This is a genomic window from Streptomyces sp. JLYT201 (assembly GCF_059448825.1).
This window is the reverse complement of the sequence record NZ_CM182551.1, coordinates 9,449,736-9,470,480: the sequence shown is the minus strand read 5'-3', so window position 1 is coordinate 9,470,480 and position 20,745 is coordinate 9,449,736. Positions and strand designations below refer to the sequence as shown.

Below are 20,745 nucleotides of genomic sequence, written 5' to 3'. Positions count from 1 at the left end.
CGGCGTCCGACCCGCCGACCACGGCCCTCGCCCCCGCCGACGCGGACGTGACGGCCGGTCAGTCCGTGCGGCCGAGCAGGTAGGCGTCGATCCTGCGCCGGGGCTCGGGGAGGCGGTAGAGCCAGTGGCCGACGGTGTCCACCGTGTGCAGCGACGCGTTCGGGAAGGACCGCGCCATGCGGCGCGCCCCGGCGAGGGGTGTCGCCATGTCGTCCGTGGCGTTGACGACCAGGACCGGCGGCAGGTCGCCCTCGGCCCGGGCCGGCCGGGGCTTGGGCGGGACGGTCCAGCCCTGGCAGGCGAGGACGAAGTCCAGGGCCTGGGCGTTGTAGCGGACGTGCGGTGCGGCCTTCGCCACGCGGTCGCGGATCGCCCGGTAGTGGGCGTAGTCCCGGATCCGGTAGTCCTCGTCCCGGCACAGGACGAGCCGTGCGACGGGGTCACCCCCGCCGCTGGTCCAGTTGACCTTGCCCTTTCCGGTGCGCAGCGCGTCGAGTTGGCGTGCGGTCTCCGCCGGGCTCCAGCCGCTGAGTGCCGCGCTGAGGAAGTCGGACAGCTGGTCGGCACTGACCTTCTTGCGGGTCGGCCCCGTTCTGCCCGGGTCGCGGAGGGTGCCCGCGTCGGCGCGGGCGAACAGCTTGTCCGTCACGGCCGCGAGGTCCTTGCCCTTGAGGGCGCAGGAGGCGTTCCGCACGCACCAGGCCGCGACCCGCTCCAGGGTGTTGTTCAGGGAGACGCTGCCGTCCATGAGGGTGCGCTCGGCGCTGGGCCGGTCCGGGTCCATCGCGCTGTCCAGGGCCAGGGCGCGCAGCCTGTCGGGGAAGAGCCGGGCATAGCGCTCGCCCAGGAACGTGCCGTACGAGTGGCCGATGAAGCTGATCCTGCGTTCGCCGAGGGCGGCGCGGATCGCGTCCATGTCGCGGGCCACGCTCTCCCCGTCCATGTGGGCGACGAGCGGTCCCGTGCGCCGCAGACAGCTCTGCGCCAGGCGGCCGTTGAGGGTACGAAGGCGCTCGAACCCGGCCGCGTCGCGGGGGCGGGCCGGGATCTTGTCGAGGATCGACTCGTCGCAGCGGGCGCCTCCGCTGCGGCCGGTGCCGCGCGGGTCGAAGCCGACCATGTCGAAGCGTTCGCGGATGGCGGGGTCGTAGCCGTCGTACGGCTCGTCCGCGTAGAGCGCGTCGTCGGCGCCGGGTGCGCCGGGGCCGCCCGGGTTCGACATCAGGACGCCGATCCGCTGCGCGGGGTTCGATGCCGGGTAGCGGGCGACGAAGAGCCCGATCTTCTTCCCCTTCGGCTTCGACCAGTCCAGCGGCACCTTGACGGTCGCGCACCGGGCCTTGGGGCTCGGCGGATGACCGGGCGGATTGCTTTCCTGGGGGCAGGGGCCCCAACTGATCGACGAGGGAGGGACCGTGGTGCCCGACGCGGCCCGTGCGAGGGCGGCGCCGGGCGGGGCCAGGGAGGCAGTGGCGGCCACGGCGGCGGTGACGCTCAGGGCGAGGAGCGCGGTGAGGCCACGCCGTCTCGCGGGTGAGTGGGTGTTCATGCGCGTCACTGTGACGGGTGCGCATGATGGGGCGTCTATGCGCGCATGATGAGAACGTAACAACGCGTCGGCCTTGTCCGCGCGTTGTGGGCTGTCACCGTGCGAGGCGTCAGCCTTGTCCGCGCGTTGTGGGCCGTCACCGTGCGAGGCGTCAGCCTTGTCGGCGCGTTGTGGGGTGTCACAGCGCGACGCGCCCGCGTCATACGTGCGTTGTGGGATGTAGGCGCGCGACGCGTCCGCGTCGTACGTGCGTTGCGGGGCGCCGGCGCCCGGCGCGCCGGGCCGCGCCGCACGGCCCGCGACACGGCACCACCCGCCCCACCGCGCGGCAGCACGCGAGCCTCCGGGCAGGGCCTAGTCCGTCTCGGCCGGCCAGTTCTGCCGCCAGAGCCCGCGGCCCACGATGTGCTGGATCTCCTGCACGAACTCCCGGCGCGCCTGCTCCGAGACGTGTCCGCGCGCGACCAGCCAGGTGAACCGGCCCCGGCTCTCCACCGGGATCACGACCCTGCCGCCCGGCAGCTGGTCCACGAACTCCATGTCGAACTCCGCCAACGGCTCACCCGGCTCACCCGACTCGCCCGGCTCACCGGATCGCTGCGCGTGCTCGTCTGCCATCCCAGCCCCTCACGGCCACACTCGTCACCGCCGCACGGCCGCAGCCGTGAGCGGTTGGTATCCGACTGCGCCCCCCAGGTGGCGGATCACCGACTGTGCCACACCGGGCCTGGGGCGGGCCAGAGCGAATCGCCGCGCACGAGCGCCCCGTGCTACCCCGGCGCGCCTTCGCTCCGCGCGCGCCTGCGGGCGAACGTCTCTGCGATGTCGGCCAGTTGCCTGCGCTCGGCGTCCGTCATCTCCTCGATGTGCGCGGCCAGTACCCGTGTCGTACGGTCCTCGCTCCACACGTACGAGGTCATGCCGAGGAACTGCGCCGCCGCGGCCTCCTGGAGCACGCGCAGCGGCAGCGCGAGGCCCACCGCCAGGGCGCGGAGCAGAGCCGGGGGCGGGGCGTCGATCGACCGCCCCTTCTCCACCTTGGAGATCCATCCGAACCGGGCCCGCTCACCGGCCTCCGGATCCACGGACCGGGCCTCCAGCTCCCGGAGGCTGATGCCCAGCTCGGCCCGGCGCTCGCGCACCAGGTCGTTGAAGTCCATCCGTTCCTGCTCGCCCATGACGCTCATCCTGCCTGCTCGTCGGCCTGCCCATGCCTATGCCGTGAGACGCGGAAACGCCATCCCCGCGCCAGGGGGCGAATCCGGAAAGCTCTGTGTGTTCGCGTAGACATCCTGTATACGAGAGGAGCACATCCGAGGGGCAGTCAACGCCGACGAAAGAAGTGCCGATGCCGTGGGCTCAATTCGATGCGCGGTTCCCATGGAACTGGAGGGTGCGGTTCCTGTCCGACGGGGCCTTCCGTCTGTACGTCTCAGCGGTCTGCTGGTCGGCGGAGAACCTCGCCGACGGCGTCATCACCCCGGGCGAGCTGAGACAGGTGGTCGACACCCGGGCGCCGCGCCGCCAGGCCGAGGAGCTCGTCGCGGCCAAGCTCTTCGAGGAACTCCCCGGCGTCGGCTGGCGCATTCACGACTACCACGACTAGGGCCTGCCCGACGGGTCGGTGCGCCTGCGCGGCGGTGCTCACGCCCCCGCGGGCCGCACCATCTTCCGCCCCGCCGTGCTCCCGCCGTCCACGGCCACGGAGGCGCCGGTCATGTACGGGAAGTCGTCCGAGGCCAGGGCGAGCACGGCGCGGGCGATCTCCTGGGGTTCGGCCATGCGCTCCAGGCCGTCGACGTTGAGGGGGCCGAAGGCCTTCTTGTAGGCCGCCCAGTCCGCGTCGGGGATGCCGGGCGGGCGGACGAAGGCGGTGTCGGTGGTGCCGGGCAGGATCGCGTTGACCCGGATGCCGTGGGGGCCGTAGGCGAGGGCCGCGGACTTCACGATGCCCTGGACGGCCCGCTTGCTGGCCGTGTACGCGCCGCCGTTGGGCCTCGCCTGTTCGGCCGCCGACGACGACGTGCACACGATCACGCCGCGTCCGGCCTTGAGCATGTGCTCGACCTCGTGTTTGAGGGCGAGGAACACCCCGCGCACATTGGTGGACTGCACGTCGTCCCACTCGGCCGGGGTCAGTTCGTGGAGCGGTTTGCCGCTGCCGATCCCCGCGTTGTTGAAGGCGATGTCGATGCCGCCGTGGCGGTCGGCCATCCGGTCCACGAAGGCGCGCACCTGCTCGGGTTCGCGGACGTCGGCCCGCATGTACGTCGCGTCGCCGCCCGCCTCGCGGATCTCGTGCTCCACGCGGCGCCCCAGGGAGACCCGGCGGCCGCAGAAGCCGACGCGTGCGCCTTCGGCGGCGAAGGCCTTCGCGGTCGCCTCGCCGATGCCCGATGTGGCGCCGGTGATGAGGACCGATGCGCCGTCGAAGCGGCGGCGGGCCCGGGGGCGCGCCGCCGCGCGGGCGGTGCCGTCGAGGGTCAGCGGGGCGAGGCCGAGGGCGGCCGCGCCGCCGAGCAGGGAGCGTCGGGTGGTGTTCTGTGCGTTCATGCGGGCCACGCTGGCAGCGGGGCCGTGCCGCTCGCTTCCGGCAACCGGCCGGTGCCGCGGCCATCGGGAGGAGGCCGCCTCCTCCCACGGCAGGACCCCGGCGGGGCCGGGCCGCCTTATCGTGTGCCCAGTGAACCGATCTTGGGTAGAGCCGGTCTTCGACGGGAAGCACGCGGCACCGCGCGGCCTTGCGGTGGGCGCGGCGCTGCTCGGCGCCCTCCTCCTGGTCCAACAGCCGTCGCGGGCGCGGGACTGGCTGTTCGCCGCCGTCGCGCTCGTCCTGTGTCTCGTCGGCGTCCGACGGCCGTTCGGCGCGGCCGTCGCCCAGGCGGGGCTGCTGGTGGCCGCGCACGCCTGCGGCACGGACCTGGTCGCGACGCTGAAGGTCCTCGCCGCGATCGCCGTGTTCGAGGTGTCGGTGCGGTGCCCGGGGCGGCGGCCCGTCGTCGCGGCCTCCGTACTGGCCTGCGCGGTCGTCGCGAACCGCGTCACGGACCTGCCGGGCGAACTGGCCTCGGTGCTCTACAAGACGGGGGTCGTGGCCGGGGTGCCGCTGCTGCTCGGCGCGTACGTGCGGGCCACCCGGGAGGCCGCCCGCCGGGCCCGCGAGCACCTCGCGCAGGAGGAGGCGCGCGCCGAGCAGCGCGTGCACACCGCGCGGGCCGCCGAACGGGCCGCGATCGCTCGCGAGTTGCACGACCTGGTGGCCCACCACGTCTCGTCCATGGTGGTACGGGTGGGCGTCGCCCGGCACGTCCTGCCGGGCGCGGACGCGGGCGGCCCGGCCGACCCGCGGGTCGGTGCCGTACTCGACGACCTGCACGCGAGCGGCACCGCGGCAATGGCCGACCTGCGGCGCCTGGTGGCGGTGTTGCGCGACCCCGACAGCGTCGGGCCCGACGCGCCGCCGCTGCTCACCCCCGGGGCGCTGGCCACCGCGGTGGCGGCGGTCGTCACGCAGAGCGCCCGCTCCGGCTTGACGATCAGCGCCGCCGTGGACGAGGAGGGCCTCGCGCGCGTCGACACCGCCCGCGGCCTGGCCGTGCTGCGCCTGGCGCAGGAGGGCCTGGCCAACGCAGCCCGGCACGCCGGGGCGGACGCGCACGCGGAGCTGACCGTACGCGTGGACCGGGACGGTGGCGTCGAGGTCACCGTCGACGACGACGGCGGCGCGGCACAGCGGCCCGAGCTCCCGGCCGCGGGACCGCACGGCCACGGCCTCGTCGGCCTGCGCGAACGCGTGGACCTGCTGGGCGGCAGCCTGGCCGCAGGCCCCGCCGCACGGGGCTGGCGCCTGCGCGCCGAACTGCCCGCCGCGCCGCCGCACGCACCGCGCACCGAGAAGACCCCGCAGAGGGAGACCCAGCCGTGATCCGCCTCCTCGTCGCCGACGACCAGCCGCTCGTCCGCATGGGCCTGCGCATGCTCTTCGAACAGCCCGACGACATCGACCTCGTCGGCGAGGCCGACACCGGCCAGGCCGCCGTGCGCCTGGCCGAGAGCCTCGCCCCCGACGTGATCCTGATGGACCTGCGCATGCCGGGAGTCGACGGCATCACGGCCACCCGGCGCGTCCTCGCGGCCCGCCCCGCCACCCGGGTGCTCGCCCTGACGACGTTCGACGACGACGATCACCTGTACCCGGCCCTCACCGCCGGTGCCTGCGGCTTCCTGGTGAAGGACACCCCTCCCCCGCAACTCCTGGACGGCGTGCGCCGCGCCGCGCGCGGGGAGGCACCCTTCAGCCAGGCCGCCCTGGACCGCATCGTCGCGCGCGCCCTGGACGCCACAGGCCCACCGGCCGAGCGGAGCGCCACCGCGTCCCCCGCCGGGCTCACCGCGCGGGAGCGGCAGGTCCTGGGTCTGCTCGGGCAGGGCCTGGCCAACAAGGAGATCGCCGAGCGGCTGCACCTGGGCGTGACCACCGTCAAGACGCACGTGGCGAACCTGATGGCCAAGACGTGCCGCGCCAACCGCATCCAGCTCGCGGTGCTCGCGGTCCAGTCGGGTCTCACCGCCCCGCCTTCGCCCTGATCGCCTAGACTCGGCGCCCATGGCCAGGTACTTCGACGTGCATCCGGACAATCCCCAGCGGCGCAGCATCACGAGCGTGGTGGACGGCGTCCGCTCCGGTGCGCTCATCGCGTACCCGACGGACTCCTGCTACGCCCTCGGCTGCCAGCTGGGAAGCCGCGACGGCATCGCGCGGATCCGGACGATCCGCAATCTCGACGACCGGCACCACTTCACCCTCGTCTGTCAGAGCTTCGCCCAGCTGGGGCAGTTCGTACGGCTCGACAACGACGTGTTCCGCACCATCAAGGCGGCCACTCCGGGCAGTTACACCTTCATCCTGCCCGCCACGAAGGAGGTGCCGCGCCAGCTGCTGCACCCCAAGAAGAAGACCGTCGGGGTCCGGATCCCCGACCACTCCGTCACCCAGGCCCTCCTCGCCGAGCTGGGCGAGCCGCTGCTCTCCAGCACCCTGCTCCTTCCCGACGAGGAGGAACCGCTGACCCAGGGCTGGGAGATCAAGGAGCGGCTCGACCACCAGGTGGACGTGGTCGTCGACTCGGGCGACTGCGGTACGGAACCGACGACCGTGATCGACTTCTCCGACGGCGAGGCGACGATCGTGCGCCGGGGGGCGGGCGACACCGCGCGCTTCGAGTAGCACCGGGCGGCTCCCCCAGCGCGGCAGGCGTCCGACCGGGGCCGTGTTCGGCCGGATGTCATCTATTCACAGGCGGGTACATGCCCATACCGTGTGCGGCCTTCTGCGTTCTCGGGGGGTCTGGTGAGCGGTCTCCGTGCGGTCGTTGTCTGCCTGGTGCTCGCGTGTGCCGCGGTGGTGTCGCCGATCGCCACCGCGGCACCGGACACGACGGTCCGACCCGGCTGGTCGGCGCTGCCGGTGCCCGCGGCGGCCCCGCCGGTGACCGTGAAGGACCTCGCCGCCCGCGGACCGCGCGACGCGTGGGCGACGGCCTACGAACACGCCGCCGACGGGCTGCGGCCGCTGCTGTACCGGTGGGACGGCACGGCGTGGAGTCGCGACACCACCTTCCCCGGCGCGGGCGAAGCGGGTTGGCTCGGCAAGGTGCAGTTCGTCGGCGACGAGGTGTGGATCTTCCACAACCGCGCGGGGACGGGCGAGATCCTGCGCAGGTCGGCGGCGGGAGCCTGGAGCGCCGTGCCGCTGCCGCAGACCCTGTGGACCTATCAGGACTTCGCCGCGGTGCCGGGCGGAGCGTGGGTGGTCGGTGAGGACTCCACCGGGCTGAAGGTCCTGCACTACGACGGCGCCGGCTGGACCACGCAGCCCGCCCCGGACGACGTGCTGTTCCTGATGGGAATCACCGCCCGTACGGCCGACGACGTCTGGGCCTGGGCGGACAAGCGGACCGGCGGGATGGCCGTCCTGCACTGGGACGGCATGGCATGGCGGGACGCGAAGGTGCCCCTGCCGGCGAACGGCAACGTGCACACGATGCTGCTCGAACCGTCCGGCCGGGCCACGATCGGCGGCAGCCAGTACACCGACGGCGTGGGCCGCACCTACCTGATGACCTTCAACGGACACGCCTGGCGCACCACCTACCCGCCGCTGGGCGACACCTACACCGAGGGCATGGTGCGCGGCCCGGACGGCGCGCTGTGGCTGCCGGTGCGCAGCGACCGCGCGTTCCAGTCGAAGTACGCGCGGGTGGACGGCTCCCGCACCGCCTTCTCCTACGGCCCGAAGCGCACGAACGCGATCGACGTCAATCCGCGGGCCCTGGTGCGGGCCGGGACCTCGCTGCTGTCCCTGGGGACCGTCGAGATCTACGGCTCGAAACCGAATCTGATGAGCGAGCGGCGGGGAGACTGACCATGGCACGCAGACTGCTCGTCGCGGCCCTCGCGGTCGCCCTCGCCCTCCTCACCCCCCTGAGCCCGGCCGCCGCGGACACCGCGTCCTGGCAGCACGTTCCGGTCCCCGCGCAGGTGCGCCCGCAGGCCGCGCTGAACGAGGCCGTGGCACTGGGCCCCGACCGGGCGTGGGCGGTGGGCGCCGACGCCGTCGGCCGCTCGGCGCCGGGCTTCCCGCTGCTGCTGCGCTGGGACGGGACCGCGTGGAAGCGCCAGGGTCTGCCCGGAACACGCTGGCAGGGAGAGCTGCTGTCCGTCGCCGCGACCGCGCCCACCTCCGCCTGGGCGGTCGGCCGCGACACGGCGGGCGGCGCCCGTCTGCTCCGCTTCAACGGCACCGCCTGGTCCGAGAGCCGCCCGCCCCGCGGTGTCGTCCTCACCGAGGTCGTCGCCGGAGCCGGTGAGACCTGGCTGATCGGTACGCGCGACGGCGCGCAGGCCCTGCTGCGCCACGACGGGCACGGCTGGCAGGACCTGCCGGTGCCGCCGGGATCCGTATACGGCCTGCACATCAAGGCGGCCGACGACGTCTGGGCCGCGGGCTCGACCAACTCCGCCGCGGCCGTGTCGCACTGGAACGGCAAGGAGTGGCAGCAGACGATCGTGGACGGCTTCCCGCGGTCGGCCGTGGGCAGTGTGCTGGCCGTCTCGCCCACGGAGGTGTGGGCGGGCGGCACGGCCGGGTTCATCGGCGGCCCGCCGGGCAAGCCGATCCCACCGCTCCTGGTCCGCTTCGACGGGGAGAAGTGGAACCGGGTCGCCCTGCCCACCAACTTCGGCGCGGTCAACTCGCTGGCCCCCACCGCGTCCGGCGAGCTGGGCTGGGTGGCGGTGGTCCGCTCGCTGAAGTGGGCCCCGCCGGGCAGCAATCCGCCGTTCGTCCCCGGGCCCGACTTCCTCGCCTGGAACGGCCGGTCGTTCACCGAGTACGACGAACCGGCGGTGGCCGGGGAGAGCGACTCCGCGGTGCTGCGCCTGGCGGCGGTGCCCGGCACGACGACGGTGTGGTCGGTCGGCCGTGCCGGCGGCCCCGAGGGCACCTTCGCCCCGCGCATCCAGCGGTTCGGCTGAGCGGCAGGCACAGCGCAGCGGGCCGCCGGGAGGAAGGTCGGCGGCCCGCTGGGGCAGGGGGCGGGTGGGGTCAGCCGTTGCCCGCGCCGTTGCCGGACAGGGCCGAGATGTCGTCCGCGAGGTGCGAGAGCGGCTCGTCGCCCTTGGCCTGGGTCGAGTTCTCGGCGCACTGCTGGTTCTGCGGCGCCGACAGGATCGGGATGTCCTGGACCGCGACCGGGACCAGGAGGCCCACGATCGCCCCGGCGTTCACCTTGACGGGCACGCCGAGGCAGGGCTTGTTGAGCGAGCCCTGGACGATCGAACCCTGCAGGCTCATGTCGCCGTGCGTGGCGGAGTTGCCGAACGCCTGCGAGGCGCCGTTGCCGCTCTTCGAGGTGGTGCCGTGGTCGTCGCCGATGGCGCTCGCGGCGGGCGCCACCGCGCCGACCATGCCCACCGCGGAAGCGGTGACCGCGGTCGCCGCCATAACCTTCTTCAGCACGAGGGTTTCCCTTCTCATAAGCCGTGGCTCAGCCCCTGTCCAGGAGCACCATGGGTAACTGCCGTGCTGGGCAGGGGTTGCTCGACTTCCCTCGGACGGCTCAGCGGCGGCGGCTCGCGCCAGCGGCCGAGCGGGCGGACCCGTGTGCGGCGCAGGACTCACGTCGTCCGACAATGACCACCATGACGACTGGCTGGACCCTCTCCCCCGAACCCGCCGACTCTCCCGCCGCGCTCGCCCTGTGGCGCGCGTACTACACGGAGATGAGCGACCGCTGGTACCAGGTGCACGAAGGGCGGGACACCCCGCCCGAGGAGCTGGAGCGCGAGGTCGTCGCGGCGAACGACCACGCCACGCTCGCCCCGCCCTCGGGGCTGCTCCTCCTCGGCCGGTACGCGGGCGAGCCCGCGGGCACGGCCGGGATACGCCTCTTCGCCGGCGGCGACGCCGCGCAGGGCCCGGCGGCCGAGCTCAAGCGGCTCTTCGTGCGCAAGGAGGCCCGCGGCACCGGCGGCGGCCCGCTCCTCCTCGCGGCCGCCGAGGACGCGGCCCGGGCGCTCGGGGCCCGGGCCGTGCTGCTCGACACCCGCGACGACCTGACGGAGGCCTGGTCGCTGTACGAGCGCAACGGCTACGAACGGACCGCGCCGCACAACGACGACAGCTACGCCGAGCGCTGGTACCGCAAGCGCCTCTGACCGGGGACCGGGCCGTCGGGGCCCGCTCTCAGCGCCAGCCGAAGCGGCGGTCGACCTCCGCCGAGAACTCCTCAAGGGTCAGCACCGCGTCCCCGTTCTGATCGGCGGCGTCGAACAGTGCCGAGGAGTCCTCGGCGTCCCCGAGCCCCCAGAACGGCAGGTCCCCGGACGCGGCCAGGGACGGGCCCTTGGTCCGCAAGGCGGTGATCACCTCCTCGCGGGTCAGGGTCCCGTTGTGGTCGAGGTCCAGCGCCTCGAACAGCTTCCGGGCCTTCTCACTCATCGCGTCATCTCCCTCGTCGGCGGGCGAGCCCGGCCCGCCTTGCTCGTGAACGACAACGTATGCCGCCCGGCGCCGGTTCCTGCGCCCGCCCGCGCGGGGTCTCAGGCGCCGCGGCCCGCCCGGGCGTAGTGCTCGGCCACCGCGTGGAAGGACTCCTTGGGCTCCCAGTGCCAGCGCGCCGTCGGGTCGTCCTCGGTCTTCCAGATGGCCTTGGTGAGGCTGTAGCTGGCCATGTCCAGGTCGTAGCGCCGCTGACGGCGGTGCGGCATCTCCGGGGACACGAACTCGTACGCCATCGCCGCGTGCAGGTTCATCCGCTCGAACACGTCGAGGACCTGCGTCAGGTACCGCGCCTGGACGCGTTCGCTGCGTCGCAGGCCCTTGCGCACCTCCGGCTCGGGCTTGCTGTAGTCGATGCTGTTCCAGCCCATGCCGCCCGCCTCCGGGGCACCCCGGAACGTGCAGGTGCCGAACTCGGTGATGGCCACGGGCCTGCCCCACTTCCGGTAGGGGGCGAGCTCCTTGTAGTAGCCGCGCGGGTCGGCGAAGTAGGAGTAGTAGTTGACGCTGACGATGTCGAACAGGCTCCAGTCGACGACGTCTTCGTGCGCGCCTCCGTACGTCACCGGGCCGTGGAAGACGCGCCGCGCGGTGCGCGCGGCCAGCGGGATGAGCCGGTCCAGCTTGCGCTGCGCCTCCTTCGGGTCCCAGTTGCCCTTGAGCATGTTCTCGACCCGCTCCAGGGCGTCGTCCCCGGGCACGATGCCGGGGACGAACAGGACGAACTCGCAGCCCACGCTGAGGTACACGCGGGCGCCCTGGCGGCGCAGCCGTTCGGCCTGCCTGCCGGTCTCGGCGAGGTGGTCGAGGATCTGGCGCTCGGGCACGTCGCCCAGGCGCGGCTGGAGCCACACGTGCAGTCCCTGCTCGGCCGCCTCCGCGGCCGTGGCGGCCATGCGTTCCACGCCGGTGCCGTAGACCACGACCGAGTTCGCGTGCAGCGCGCGCCTGATGCTCCGCAGGTCGGCGCGCATCCGCCGGGGGTTCCAACTGGTGTGGGGCGAATCGCCGTCGGCGCACTCGTACATGACGCCCCGGTACGTCAGTCCGCGCCGGGCGGTGGCCGTCGCCTCGCTGCCGGGGCGGGGCTCGGCCGCGGCCGGTGCCGCCAGGGCCGGGCCCGCGAGTGCGGCGGCGCCCGCCGCCGCTGCCGCGCCGACGAGGAACCTTCCTCTGGTCATGCCCTCGTTCCGCTTCACGTGCTCCCCTTCGTCGCGGTCGGACCGTTGCCCGGTCGGATCGCCCCCAGCTTCCGCCGTCGGTGGCGCGCCGCCCATCGGGCTTCGGTCCTGTCCGCCGTAACCAAAGTCGGCATCGCCCGGACCCGGGGACCGCCGCAAGCCGAGGGTCGGCCGATACTTCCGGGCCGGGTCGGCGCCGGGCGGCCCGTCAGATGTTCATGCTCGATACACATACATGCCCCCCGCGCGTGGCAGGGACGGCATCGGCCCCCGTGATGTTCACCGACGACGCACCCCGTACGTCACTCCCCTCACCGTTCCACCACCCACCTACGGAGCCACGCATGGACCGCAGAACCCTTCTCACCGCGAGCGGCGGCGCCCTGGCGACCACCGCCTTCGCCCCGCAGGCCTACGCCGCCCCCGCCGCGCACACCGAGCGGTGGTTCGGCCGGGACCCCGTGCGGTTCAACGTCATCAGCGACATCCAGGGCGACCTGAGCGACTTCGGCCGCGCCCTGGACGACATGGCGGCCGTCAACCCGCGCAGCGCGGGCCTCGCCGTGGCGGGAGACATCACGCCGCGCGGCTACGACTTCGAGTACGCGCAGGTCACCGCCGAACTCCGGCGGCACTCCCACCCGCGCAGCATGTCCTGGGCGATCGGCAACCACGAGTTCTACGTGCCGAAGTGGCGCGACCCCGACACCCTCGCCCAGGACACCTGGCCCAACGGCACCACCGAGGACTCGCTCTTCCGCAGCTTCTACCGGTTCGCCAAGCGCGGTTCGGTGCACGCGGAGACCTCCTTCGGCGGCATCCCGGTGCTCGCGCTCGGCACCGAGCGGTACGCGCACTTCCACGACCCCAAGCTCTGGGACGAGGTGTGGCTCAGCGACGCGCAGTTCGCCTGGCTGGAGGACCGGCTGTGGCACTGGTCGCGGCGCCTCAAGCCCGTCATGGTCATCACCCACCACCCGCTGCCCAACACGGTCTCCGGCACCCGCAACAAGCTCTACGCGAGCGACTACCTCCAGGCCGACCGGCTGCTGAACGTGCTCGGCCGCCACCCCGACGTGTTCCTCTTCTCCGGGCACACCCACTGGGACCTCGACCTGTCCGACTGGGTGGTGCGCCGGGTCGTGCCGGGCACCGCCAACCTCAACGGGTTCACGGTGGTCAACACCGGGGCCATCCAGACCGGTTACCGCGACGACGGCAAGGGCGGCGAGGTCGCCGTCGAGGGCTCCTTCAACCAGGGCCTCCAGGTCGAGGTGCACCGCAACTCCGTCGTCATCAAGGCCCGCGACTTCGCCCGCCGCACCTGGCTGAAGCAGTTCACTGTGCCGCTGAGCCGCTGAGTCCTTCGCCCACAGGGGCGCGCCCGATTTCCGGACGGCCGGTCGGGCGCGCCGTTCTCCGAATGGCCGGGCGGGCCCCCTTCGGGATTCCGAATCGGGGCACGACACCTGATCAACCCCCAGACACGGGAGTCCACTTCCCGCCCGGGACCGCACCACGCCCAACTCCACGTGCACCTGTGGCAGTTGCCCTCACGCGCGGCCGGTACGGCGGTGCGCCCGGACGGCCGTCTCGTCGCCAGGACAACGGCACGTCGATCGCGGAGCCGAAAAGGCGGCGCTGGACGAAGAATGGGTGAGGGCGGGGCTATGGTTGGCCATCATTCCTTTCCGTACGCGGTGCTTTCGGTGACCGTCCCATTGCGTTTCGGCCCTCCCCGCGACGTCCGCTTAAATCTCCGCGGGGAGCCGTACGCGCCCCGCCGCACCGCCCATTCGCCATTCCGCCATTGCGCCATTCCGCAGGACAGCCCGGCCGGACGAGTCGGTGCCCGACGAGGAGGTATTTCGTGTACGACGTGATCGTGGTCGGGGCGCGGGTCGCCGGCTCTCCGACAGCGATGCTGCTCGCCCGCGCCGGGTACCGGGTGCTCATGGTCGAGCGCAGCGCCTTCCCCAAGGAGACGCTGTCGACCCTGTACATCCACCAGCCGGGCATCGCGCTCCTCAGCAAGTGGGGCGTGCTGCCGGACGTGGTGGCCACCGGCTGTCCGCCGCTGGACAGGGCCGCCTACACGTACGCGGGCGTCCGCATCGAAGGTTCCTCCTGGCCGGTCGAGGGCCAGCAGGCGTCGTACGCGCCGCGCCGCTTCCTCATCGACACGATCCTCGCGAAGGCCGCGGTCGACGCGGGCGTGGAGTACCGCGACACCTGCTCGGTCACGGACCTCGTCTTCGAGGACGACCGGGTCGTGGGCGTCCGGCTCAAGCCGAGCGACGGGAGCGAGGTGGTCGAGCGCGCCCGTCTGGTCATCGGCGCCGACGGCATGCGCTCCACGGTGGCGGCGAAGGTCAAGGCGCCGTACGAGATCGAGGACCCGACGCTCACCTGCTGCTACTACAGCTACTGGGAGGGCCTGCCCACGCGCTTCCGGCTCTATCAGTCCCGCGGCAGCTGGGTGGGCACGGTGCCCACCAACGACGGCGCGACGCTGGTCGCGGCGTACTTCCCGCAGGCGCGCTTCGCCGAGGTCAAGGGCGACGGCCTCGCCGCCCTGCTCGACACCGTGCGGCACACCGCGCCCGAGGTGCGCGCGGAGATGGACGCGGGCACCCAGGTGGAGCGCCTCTTCGGCACCGGCAACCAGCTCAACTTCTTCCGCAGGGCGGCCGGTCCCGGCTGGGCCCTCGTCGGCGACGCGAGCCACCACAAGGACTCCATCACGGCACGCGGCATCACCGACGCCTTCATCCAGGCCCAGCTCCTGGTGGACCGGATCGGTGACACCCTCCAGGACCCCGAACGACTGCGGAAGTCGCTCGACGAGTTCGCCGCCCGGCGCACCGAGACCCTCATCCCGGACTACAAGAGCACGCTGAAGACGGCCGAGCTGAACCCGCCCGGCCACCACCTGGACCTGCTGCGCGCGGCCGCCACGAGCGGCGAGCTCTCCGACCGCTACTTCTCGGCGCTCTCCGGCGCCTGCCCGGTCAACGAGTTCCTCACGCCGGAGCTCCTCGACCTCATGGAGGAGATGCGGGAGATCCGCGACCTCGACGAGCGGGGCGCCGCCGCCGGCGCCCGGTGAGCCGGGCGGCTGCCGCGCCTCACCGGCAGCCACCCTTCCGGTGCCCCTCCGTGCCGAGGGCCGTCCTCTCGCTCCATCGAGGCCCGGGGAGGGCGAGGCCGCAGCCGAAACCGGGGCCCGCGCTGGTCGAAATGCCACCGTTTGCGCCATCCGGGGTGGAGTGATCCACTGATTCCGACACCGGTTTCGGCCGCCGGGCCCCCGGCCCGCCGCCGAGGGGCCCGTGTGCTCACGGGCGCGCACCATCCGGCCGGTGAGGAGGCGGTGCCCCATGGCGGAGTTCGACCGCGGGCCCACGGCCCAGTTCGCCGAGTTGCTGGCCCAAGTGCCCGAGCCGCCCGTCAAGGACGCGTTCTGGTTCGACTGGGGGCCGATCTTCTACCGCGGGCGGCTCGACGGCTCCGCGCGCGTCCTGATCGTGGCCTCGGACCCCGGGCCCACCGAGCGGATCGCCGGGCGCAGCCTCGTCGGCAACGCCGGCCAGCGCGTCCAGGGCTTCCTCACGAAGCTCGGCCTGACCCGCTCCTACGTGTGCCTCAACGCGTGGGCGTACGCGGTCCAGCCGAGCCGGGCCCTCGCGATGAAGGAGCGGCTCGCCGACCCGCCGCAGACGCAGTGGCGCAACGCCGTCTTCGACCGGGCGACGGACCCGACCCTGGAGGCCGTCGTCGCCATGGGCTTCATGGCCCAGGAGGCGGTGCGGCTGTGGCCGACGCGGCCCCCGGTGCCGCTCGCCGAAGTGCCCCACCCCTCCAGCCACGACCCGGCGGCCCTGCTCGACGGCTGGCGCGGCGCCATCACACAGCTGCGGTCGGTGGTGACGCCGGACCCGGACGGCGACAACACCGGGCCGAACTACGGCACCGAGTTCCTGGAGTCCGACTACGGCGCGATCCCCCAGCGTGACCTGCCCTTCGGCGCCCCCGACTTCCTCGGCGACGACGCTTGGGTGCGCGCCCAGGGCGGGGCGAACTCCGTCAGCCGCCCCTCGCCCGACGACAAGCACACGCTGCTCTGGAAGGCGCCGGGCTGATGGCCCTCGTCCTGCGCGGCACCGTGGTCACCTGCGACAGCGACCACCGGATCCTCGACCCGGGCGCCGTGTACGTCGGCGACGACGGCCGTCTGGCCGCGGTGCGGGAGGCCGGGCAGGCGCCGCCCGCGGGCTTCTCCGCCGCGCCGGTCGTCGACACGGGCGCGCTGATCCTGCCGGGCCTGATCGACCTGCACAACCACCTCCTCTACAACACGCTCCCGCTGTGGGAGGCGGTCGGCGTGCCCTATCTGCACCACGACCGCTGGGTCGGCGAGAAGCACCCGCCCGACTACGCGACGTCGGTGACCTGGCCCGCCAAGGTGCTCGGCCAGGCGGCACCCGAGGCACTGCTCAAGTACGTCGAGGTGAAGGCCCTGGTCAGCGGGGTCACGGCCATCCAGGGCGCCCCGCTGTCGACCCGCCCCGTCGACGGCTGGCTGCTGCGGACCATCGACAACGAGAAGCTGCCCGCGGGCGCCGACATGGTGATGACCGCCGCGCTCCAGCTCGACGCCGACGAGCTGCGCGAGGAGAGGGCGCCGAGGCTCGACGGCACGCGGCTGCTGATCTACCACGTCGCCGAGGGGAAGCCCGGCTCGATCGTGCACCGCGAGTTCGACGACCTCGAACCGTGTCTGAAGCCGGGCCTGATCGGCGTGCACGGCACCGCCCTGACCGCGGCCGACTTCAAGAAGTGGCAGAGCGCGGTGACCGCGATCAACCCCGCGGAGAAGGCCACCGTCGTGTGGTCGCCGTTCTCCAACTACTGGCTCTACCACACCACGACGGACGTGGTGGAGGCCGACAAGAAGGGGCTGCGCATCGCGCTCGGCTCCGACTGGTCGCCCTCGGGCACCAAGAACGTCCTCGGCGAGCTGAAGGTCGCCGACTCCGTCAACCGCCACGAACTCGGCGGCCGCTTCACCGACCGCGAGCTGTGCGACATGGTGACCGCGAACCCCGGCGACGCCCTCGCGACCGCCTGGGGTCCACAGGTGGGCCGCCTGGAACGCGGCAGCGCCGCGGACCTGCTCGTCCTCGAACGCCACGACCCGGCCACGGACCCGTACCGCAATCTGATCGACGCCACCGAGCGGCACGTGCGCCTGGTCCTGGTGCGCGGCCGTCCCTTCTACGGCACGCGTGCGCTGATGGCCGCCACGGGGGCGAGCGACACCAGCGCGCTCACGGTGGCCGGGCTCTCCCGGCGGGTGGCGGTGCGGGACCCGCACCGGGCCGACGCCACGCTCGACTGGCCCGGGGTCCGGCGGGCCCTGGAGAAGGTCCGGCAGGACCCTGTGGCCGCCTGGCGCGCCGCGCAGGACGCGCTCGCCGACTGGGGCGGTCCGCTCGACGACCCCGACGCGCCCCTCGCCCTGTTCGGGGACATGCCGGAGGGCGACACGGGCGCCTTCGCCGCCGCGGGCGAGGTCCCGCTGGACCTGGTCGTCCCGCGCCTCGACCCGCTGGCCCACGACGCCGCCTACTTCGCCGCCGTGGCGCGCAGCGGTGTGCCCGAGCTCCAGCACCTCGCGGACTACTACCCATGAGACGGACGCTCGCCGAACCGGACAGGACCCTGCCGGACTCGGTCGGTCTTGAGGAGTTCATGCGGCGGGTGGAGGCCGACCCGCTGCCGCTAGCGGACCGCTACCGGCTGGTGGCCGCCGCGCGCGTGCTCCTTGAGGAGCTGTACGTGCACCTTCCGCTGAAGCGGGCGATGCACGCCACCGACCCCGTGCAGCGGCTCCGCCTCCTGGAGCGCCGCCTCGCGCCGCTCAGCGAGCTGCAGTTCCACGCCGAACTCACGGACGTCTTCCGGGGACTGCGCGATCTGCACACCGTCTATCAACTGCCGGACCCCTACCGGGGCCACGTGGCCACGCTCGGCTTCCTCGTCGAGCGCTACGCCGACCCCGACGGCACGCCCCACCACATCGTCTCCAAGATCGATCCGTCCCTCGTGCACGCCGGCTTCGACGTCGGCGCCGAACTGGAGGCCTGGAACGGGGTGCCGATCGAGCGCGCCGTCGAGCGCAACGCCGCCGCGCAGGCGGGCTCCCACCTCGACGCGCGCCTGGCACGCGGCCTGGAGTCCCTGACGCTGCGCCCGCTGCGCACCGGTCCCCCGCCCGACGAGCACCGCGTGCTCCTGACGTACCGCACCGTCGGGGGCCGCCGCCGCGAGACGCGCGTCCCGTGGCGGGTGCGGGCCGTCGAGCAGCACGCCGGGCGCGCCCAGGACCCCGTGCCGACGCTGGCCACCGGCCTCGGCATCGACGTCGGGAGCGAGGCCGCGCGGCAGGTCAAGCGCGCGCTGTTCGCGCCGCCGCAGGCGCGGCGCTCGGCAGCGCGGGCCCTGCGCAGCGTCGTCCGCCACCGGACGGTGCGCGTCCGGGGCCGCTCCTACGGATACGTGCGCGTCTACTCGTTCAACGTCGCGGGGGCGCGGCCGTTCGCCGAGGAGGTGGCACGGATCGCGGCCCGCGCACCGGAAAGCGGCCTGATCGTGGACATTCGCGGCAATCCGGGAGGGCACGTTCCGGCCGCGGAGTCCGCCTTGCAGGTGCTGAGCCCGCGTCCCGTGGCGCCGGTGAGCTTCTCGCTGTCCACCACGCGGGCCGCGCTCGCCCTCGCCCGGTCCAACCCGGGGTTCCGCGTCTGGACCCCCTCGATCCGCGCCGCCGTGGAGACCGGCGAGGTGTACTCGCAGGCCTTTCCGCTCACCGATCCGGAAGCGGTCACCGCGGGGCTGCCCCGCTACTTCGGTCCCAAGGTCCTGATCACCGACGCGCTGTCGTACTCGGCCGCCGACATCTTCGCCGCCGGTTTCCAGGACAACGGCCTCGGGCCGGTCCTCGGCACCGCGCACCGCACCGGTGCGGGCGGCGCCAACGTGTGGACGCACGAGCTGCTGCGCGTGTGGCTGCCCGAGATCCTCGGCGAGCTGCCGCGCGGCGCCGGGTTCCGGGTCGCGCTGCGGCGCGCCACGCGGGCGCTCGGCAACGTCGACGTACCGCTGGAGGACCTCGGCGTCGAGGCGGACGAACTGCACCGGCTGACCGAGCGCGACGTCACCGGGCACAACCAGGACCTCCTCGCGGCGGCCGCGGCGCTGCTCGGCTGACCTGGCGTCACCCGCTCAGCGGGGTCACTCCTGGGCGGGGGTGCCGTTGTCGAGGTGGCGCAGGGTGCCGTCGAGGACGGCCCGTGCGACGTCGAGCAGGTCGCGCTCGTGGCTGAAGGCGTAGGCGCGCAGCCGCAGCAGGGCGTCCGTAGGGGCAGGCACTGGCGGGCGGCGATGACTCCGGTGGCCTGGTGGACCTCGGCGCGGTGCAGGGTGGCCTGGTCGGTGTGGGGGCTGTGCAGTCCCACGGTGGCTTCGGGCGCGGTGAGGGCGAGGGCTGCCGCCCGCTGACCGACGGCAGATGACGTGGCCGGGCAAGCCCTTGCACATTCCCCTGACCGCCCCCTGAGTCGGGGTGGTCATGTCCATCGCATGGGGAGAAGTCCCTCCACGACCCTCCTTCTGCACCGGCCGCGCGGGGCAATACCGATGACGGGGCAGTCCTACTGCGGCAGCGGGCGGTCGTCGACCACGTGCTTCATGACGAGGGTGGAGGTCAGGCGCTGGACGCCCGGCAAGGTGGCGAGCCGCTGGTCGTACAGCTGTTGGTAGGCGGCCAGATCGGCGGTGGCGACGCGCAGCAGATAGTCGGGCTCCCCGAACAGGCGCTGGGCCTGGATGACATGGGGAACGTCGGCCACGCCCTCCTCGAACGCGGTGACCGTGTCGCTGTCCTCCCAGCGCAGGGTGACGAACACGAGGGCCTCGAAGTTCAGGCCGAGCGCGGGCGGGTCGACCACGGCGCGATAGCCGCGGATCGCTCCGGACTTCTCCAGGTCACGCACGCGCCGGTGGCAGGGCGAGACGCTCAGCCGCACGCGAGCGGCCAGCTCCGTCACCGTCAGCCTGCCGTCCTGCTGCAGCTCGGTAAGAATCTTCCGGTCCAGGGCATCCATGCGCAAGATTCTCCCCCGCCATGCCGGGTGCCGGAGCAATTACGGAAACACCTTTGGCCGAAAAGCTCCTAGCCTTCCCTCTCGTACGACACAGGGGAGAGGAAACGATTCTTCATGGAAACGGGCACGTTGGCGGCGTTCCTGGCGGTCGACCTGCTGCTGGTCTGCACACCCGGCGCGGACTGGGCGTACGCGATCTCGGCGGGGCTGCGCGAGCGGTCGGTGGTCCCGGCGGTGGCCGGTCTCGTGGCCGGGTACGCCGGGTACACACTGCTCGCGGTGGCGGGCCTCGTCGTGATCGTCGCCAGCTCCGGGGCGTTGCTCACGGCGCTGACCGTCCTCGGCGCCGCGTATCTGATCTGGCTCGGCTGGGGCGTCCTGGCCCGCCCGGCGAGCCCGCAGGCGGCCACCGAGGCCCTGGCGGAGTCCCGCTGGCAGATCGCGTGGAAGGGGGTCGGCACCAGCGGCCTCAACCCCAAGGCGCTGCTGCTGTACTTCTCGCTGTTCCCGCAGTTCATCCACCCGGGGGCGGGCTGGCCCGTCGCGGTCCAGAGCGGGCTGCTCGGCACGCTGCACATGGCCAGTTGCGCGGTGGTCTACCTCGGGGTCGGCGTCCTGGCGGGGGCCGTGCTCAAGGCCCGGCCCGCGGCGGCCCGGGTGGTCACCCGGGTCAGCGGCGCGATGATGATCGGCATCGGCGGGTTCCTCCTGGTGGAGCGCCTCGGGGGGCAGTTCGTCGGGTGACGTCCTGAGCCGGGGCGAGGCGCGCCCGCGCGCGACCGGCCC

Annotated in this window: 22 protein-coding genes; 13 read left to right on the top strand and 9 right to left on the bottom strand. The window is 73.2% G+C overall.

Annotated elements, in window-relative coordinates; all coding sequences use genetic code 11:
* Positions 1–58: 58 nt before the first annotated feature.
* The 3 genes from AC5WAM_RS39725 to AC5WAM_RS39715 form a co-directional block, all read right to left on the bottom strand.
* Entirely contained in the window at positions 59–1,549 is a 1,491-nt protein-coding gene (locus AC5WAM_RS39725; RefSeq protein WP_495520638.1) for an alpha/beta fold hydrolase, read from the bottom strand.
* A gap of 354 nt (positions 1,550–1,903) precedes the next feature.
* Positions 1,904–2,167, bottom strand: a complete 264-nt coding sequence (locus tag AC5WAM_RS39720; protein WP_495520637.1) for a hypothetical protein — start codon at positions 2,165–2,167, stop codon at positions 1,904–1,906.
* Between the two features lie 152 nt (positions 2,168–2,319).
* Positions 2,320–2,727, bottom strand: coding sequence for an XRE family transcriptional regulator (locus tag AC5WAM_RS39715; protein ID WP_366792931.1), 408 nt, complete (start codon positions 2,725–2,727; stop codon positions 2,320–2,322).
* Positions 2,728–2,942: 215 nt separating this feature from the next.
* On the opposite strand from AC5WAM_RS39715, the gene AC5WAM_RS39710 reads away from it, so the two are divergent.
* Positions 2,943–3,155, top strand: coding sequence for a hypothetical protein (locus tag AC5WAM_RS39710; protein WP_242714503.1), 213 nt, complete (start codon positions 2,943–2,945; stop codon positions 3,153–3,155).
* A gap of 38 nt (positions 3,156–3,193) precedes the next feature.
* On the opposite strand, the gene AC5WAM_RS39705 is transcribed toward AC5WAM_RS39710, so the two are convergent.
* A complete protein-coding gene (locus AC5WAM_RS39705; protein WP_495520636.1) occupies positions 3,194–4,102 on the bottom strand; it encodes an SDR family NAD(P)-dependent oxidoreductase in 909 nt (302 codons plus the stop codon).
* A gap of 130 nt (positions 4,103–4,232) precedes the next feature.
* On the opposite strand from AC5WAM_RS39705, the gene AC5WAM_RS39700 reads away from it, so the two are divergent.
* From AC5WAM_RS39700 to AC5WAM_RS39680, 5 genes are all read left to right on the top strand, one after another.
* On the top strand, positions 4,233–5,474 hold the full coding sequence (locus tag AC5WAM_RS39700) for a sensor histidine kinase (RefSeq protein ID WP_495520635.1): 1,242 nt from the start codon (positions 4,233–4,235) through the stop codon (positions 5,472–5,474).
* A complete protein-coding gene (locus tag AC5WAM_RS39695) occupies positions 5,471–6,136 on the top strand; it encodes a response regulator (protein ID WP_366792928.1) in 666 nt (221 codons plus the stop codon). The genes AC5WAM_RS39700 and AC5WAM_RS39695 overlap by 4 nt, the downstream gene beginning before the upstream one ends.
* 19 nt (positions 6,137–6,155) lie before the next feature.
* The gene (locus AC5WAM_RS39690; RefSeq protein ID WP_138957715.1) at positions 6,156–6,776 is read left to right on the top strand and encodes an L-threonylcarbamoyladenylate synthase; all 621 of its coding nucleotides are present in this window, start codon (positions 6,156–6,158) and stop codon (positions 6,774–6,776) included.
* 123 nt (positions 6,777–6,899) lie between these two features.
* The gene (locus tag AC5WAM_RS39685; protein ID WP_495520634.1) at positions 6,900–7,973 is read left to right on the top strand and encodes a beta propeller repeat protein; all 1,074 of its coding nucleotides are present in this window, start codon (positions 6,900–6,902) and stop codon (positions 7,971–7,973) included.
* 2 nt (positions 7,974–7,975) lie between these two features.
* The gene (locus AC5WAM_RS39680) at positions 7,976–9,085 is read left to right on the top strand and encodes a hypothetical protein (RefSeq protein WP_495520633.1); all 1,110 of its coding nucleotides are present in this window, start codon (positions 7,976–7,978) and stop codon (positions 9,083–9,085) included.
* 70 nt (positions 9,086–9,155) lie between these two features.
* On the opposite strand, the gene AC5WAM_RS39675 is transcribed toward AC5WAM_RS39680, so the two are convergent.
* Positions 9,156–9,569: a rodlin gene (locus tag AC5WAM_RS39675; protein WP_366792925.1), complete on the bottom strand. Its 414-nt coding sequence runs from the start codon at positions 9,567–9,569 to the stop codon at positions 9,156–9,158.
* 173 nt (positions 9,570–9,742) lie between these two features.
* Between AC5WAM_RS39675 and AC5WAM_RS39670 the strand changes: the two genes are divergently transcribed.
* Positions 9,743–10,267: a GNAT family N-acetyltransferase gene (locus AC5WAM_RS39670; protein ID WP_495520632.1), complete on the top strand. Its 525-nt coding sequence runs from the start codon at positions 9,743–9,745 to the stop codon at positions 10,265–10,267.
* Between the two features lie 28 nt (positions 10,268–10,295).
* Here AC5WAM_RS39670 and AC5WAM_RS39665 read toward each other — a convergent pair whose 3' ends face one another.
* Both AC5WAM_RS39665 and AC5WAM_RS39660 read right to left on the bottom strand, forming a co-directional pair.
* A complete protein-coding gene (locus AC5WAM_RS39665) occupies positions 10,296–10,550 on the bottom strand; it encodes an EF-hand domain-containing protein (RefSeq protein ID WP_366792923.1) in 255 nt (84 codons plus the stop codon).
* A 101-nt stretch (positions 10,551–10,651) separates the two neighbouring features.
* Complete coding sequence (locus tag AC5WAM_RS39660; protein WP_366792922.1) at positions 10,652–11,791, bottom strand: glycoside hydrolase family 113 protein; 1,140 nt, start codon at positions 11,789–11,791, stop codon at positions 10,652–10,654.
* Between the two features lie 344 nt (positions 11,792–12,135).
* Between AC5WAM_RS39660 and AC5WAM_RS39655 the strand changes: the two genes are divergently transcribed.
* From AC5WAM_RS39655 to AC5WAM_RS39635, 5 genes are all read left to right on the top strand, one after another.
* Positions 12,136–13,152: a metallophosphoesterase family protein gene (locus AC5WAM_RS39655; RefSeq protein WP_495520631.1), complete on the top strand. Its 1,017-nt coding sequence runs from the start codon at positions 12,136–12,138 to the stop codon at positions 13,150–13,152.
* Between the two features lie 509 nt (positions 13,153–13,661).
* Entirely contained in the window at positions 13,662–14,900 is a 1,239-nt protein-coding gene (locus AC5WAM_RS39650) for an NAD(P)/FAD-dependent oxidoreductase (RefSeq protein WP_495520630.1), read from the top strand.
* 271 nt (positions 14,901–15,171) lie between these two features.
* Positions 15,172–15,933 (top strand): uracil-DNA glycosylase family protein, encoded by a 762-nt coding sequence (locus AC5WAM_RS39645; protein ID WP_495520629.1) that lies wholly within the window; start codon positions 15,172–15,174, stop codon positions 15,931–15,933.
* Positions 15,933–17,486 (top strand): amidohydrolase family protein, encoded by a 1,554-nt coding sequence (locus AC5WAM_RS39640; RefSeq protein ID WP_495520628.1) that lies wholly within the window; start codon positions 15,933–15,935, stop codon positions 17,484–17,486. The genes AC5WAM_RS39645 and AC5WAM_RS39640 overlap by 1 nt, the downstream gene beginning before the upstream one ends.
* On the top strand, positions 17,483–19,063 hold the full coding sequence (locus tag AC5WAM_RS39635) for a S41 family peptidase (protein ID WP_495520627.1): 1,581 nt from the start codon (positions 17,483–17,485) through the stop codon (positions 19,061–19,063). Before AC5WAM_RS39640 ends, AC5WAM_RS39635 begins: the two co-directional genes overlap by 4 nt.
* A gap of 24 nt (positions 19,064–19,087) precedes the next feature.
* Here AC5WAM_RS39635 and AC5WAM_RS39630 read toward each other — a convergent pair whose 3' ends face one another.
* Positions 19,088–19,225, bottom strand: coding sequence for a hypothetical protein (locus AC5WAM_RS39630; protein WP_495520626.1), 138 nt, complete (start codon positions 19,223–19,225; stop codon positions 19,088–19,090).
* Between the two features lie 281 nt (positions 19,226–19,506).
* Positions 19,507–19,959, bottom strand: coding sequence for an Lrp/AsnC family transcriptional regulator (locus AC5WAM_RS39625; protein WP_366792916.1), 453 nt, complete (start codon positions 19,957–19,959; stop codon positions 19,507–19,509).
* A 114-nt stretch (positions 19,960–20,073) separates the two neighbouring features.
* Between AC5WAM_RS39625 and AC5WAM_RS39620 the strand changes: the two genes are divergently transcribed.
* Positions 20,074–20,703 carry a LysE family translocator gene (locus AC5WAM_RS39620; protein WP_172386583.1) on the top strand — a complete coding sequence of 210 codons (630 nt, stop codon included), beginning with the start codon at positions 20,074–20,076 and terminating at the stop codon, positions 20,701–20,703.
* The last annotated feature ends 42 nt before the right edge of the window (positions 20,704–20,745 follow it).

Excerpts from the sequence above, each read along its gene's own strand:
- AC5WAM_RS39655 (WP_495520631.1), top strand. The coding sequence starts at position 12,136 with ATGGACCGCAGAACCCTTCTCACCGCGAGCGGCGGCGCCCTGGCGACC.
- AC5WAM_RS39635 (WP_495520627.1), top strand. The coding sequence starts at position 17,483 with ATGAGACGGACGCTCGCCGAACCGGACAGGACCCTGCCGGACTCGGTC.
- AC5WAM_RS39705 (WP_495520636.1), bottom strand. The coding sequence starts at position 4,102 with ATGAACGCACAGAACACCACCCGACGCTCCCTGCTCGGCGGCGCGGCC.
- AC5WAM_RS39660 (WP_366792922.1), bottom strand. The coding sequence starts at position 11,791 with ATGACCAGAGGAAGGTTCCTCGTCGGCGCGGCAGCGGCGGCGGGCGCC.
- AC5WAM_RS39625 (WP_366792916.1), bottom strand. The coding sequence starts at position 19,959 with ATGGATGCCCTGGACCGGAAGATTCTTACCGAGCTGCAGCAGGACGGC.
- AC5WAM_RS39645 (WP_495520629.1), top strand. The coding sequence starts at position 15,172 with ATGGCGGAGTTCGACCGCGGGCCCACGGCCCAGTTCGCCGAGTTGCTG.
- AC5WAM_RS39680 (WP_495520633.1), top strand. The coding sequence starts at position 7,976 with ATGGCACGCAGACTGCTCGTCGCGGCCCTCGCGGTCGCCCTCGCCCTC.
- AC5WAM_RS39640 (WP_495520628.1), top strand. The coding sequence starts at position 15,933 with ATGGCCCTCGTCCTGCGCGGCACCGTGGTCACCTGCGACAGCGACCAC.
- AC5WAM_RS39715 (WP_366792931.1), bottom strand. The coding sequence starts at position 2,727 with ATGGGCGAGCAGGAACGGATGGACTTCAACGACCTGGTGCGCGAGCGC.
- AC5WAM_RS39690 (WP_138957715.1), top strand. The coding sequence starts at position 6,156 with ATGGCCAGGTACTTCGACGTGCATCCGGACAATCCCCAGCGGCGCAGC.
- AC5WAM_RS39620 (WP_172386583.1), top strand. The coding sequence starts at position 20,074 with ATGGAAACGGGCACGTTGGCGGCGTTCCTGGCGGTCGACCTGCTGCTG.
- AC5WAM_RS39720 (WP_495520637.1), bottom strand. The coding sequence starts at position 2,167 with ATGGCAGACGAGCACGCGCAGCGATCCGGTGAGCCGGGCGAGTCGGGT.
- AC5WAM_RS39670 (WP_495520632.1), top strand. The coding sequence starts at position 9,743 with ATGACCACCATGACGACTGGCTGGACCCTCTCCCCCGAACCCGCCGAC.
- AC5WAM_RS39665 (WP_366792923.1), bottom strand. The coding sequence starts at position 10,550 with ATGAGTGAGAAGGCCCGGAAGCTGTTCGAGGCGCTGGACCTCGACCAC.
- AC5WAM_RS39725 (WP_495520638.1), bottom strand. The coding sequence starts at position 1,549 with ATGAACACCCACTCACCCGCGAGACGGCGTGGCCTCACCGCGCTCCTC.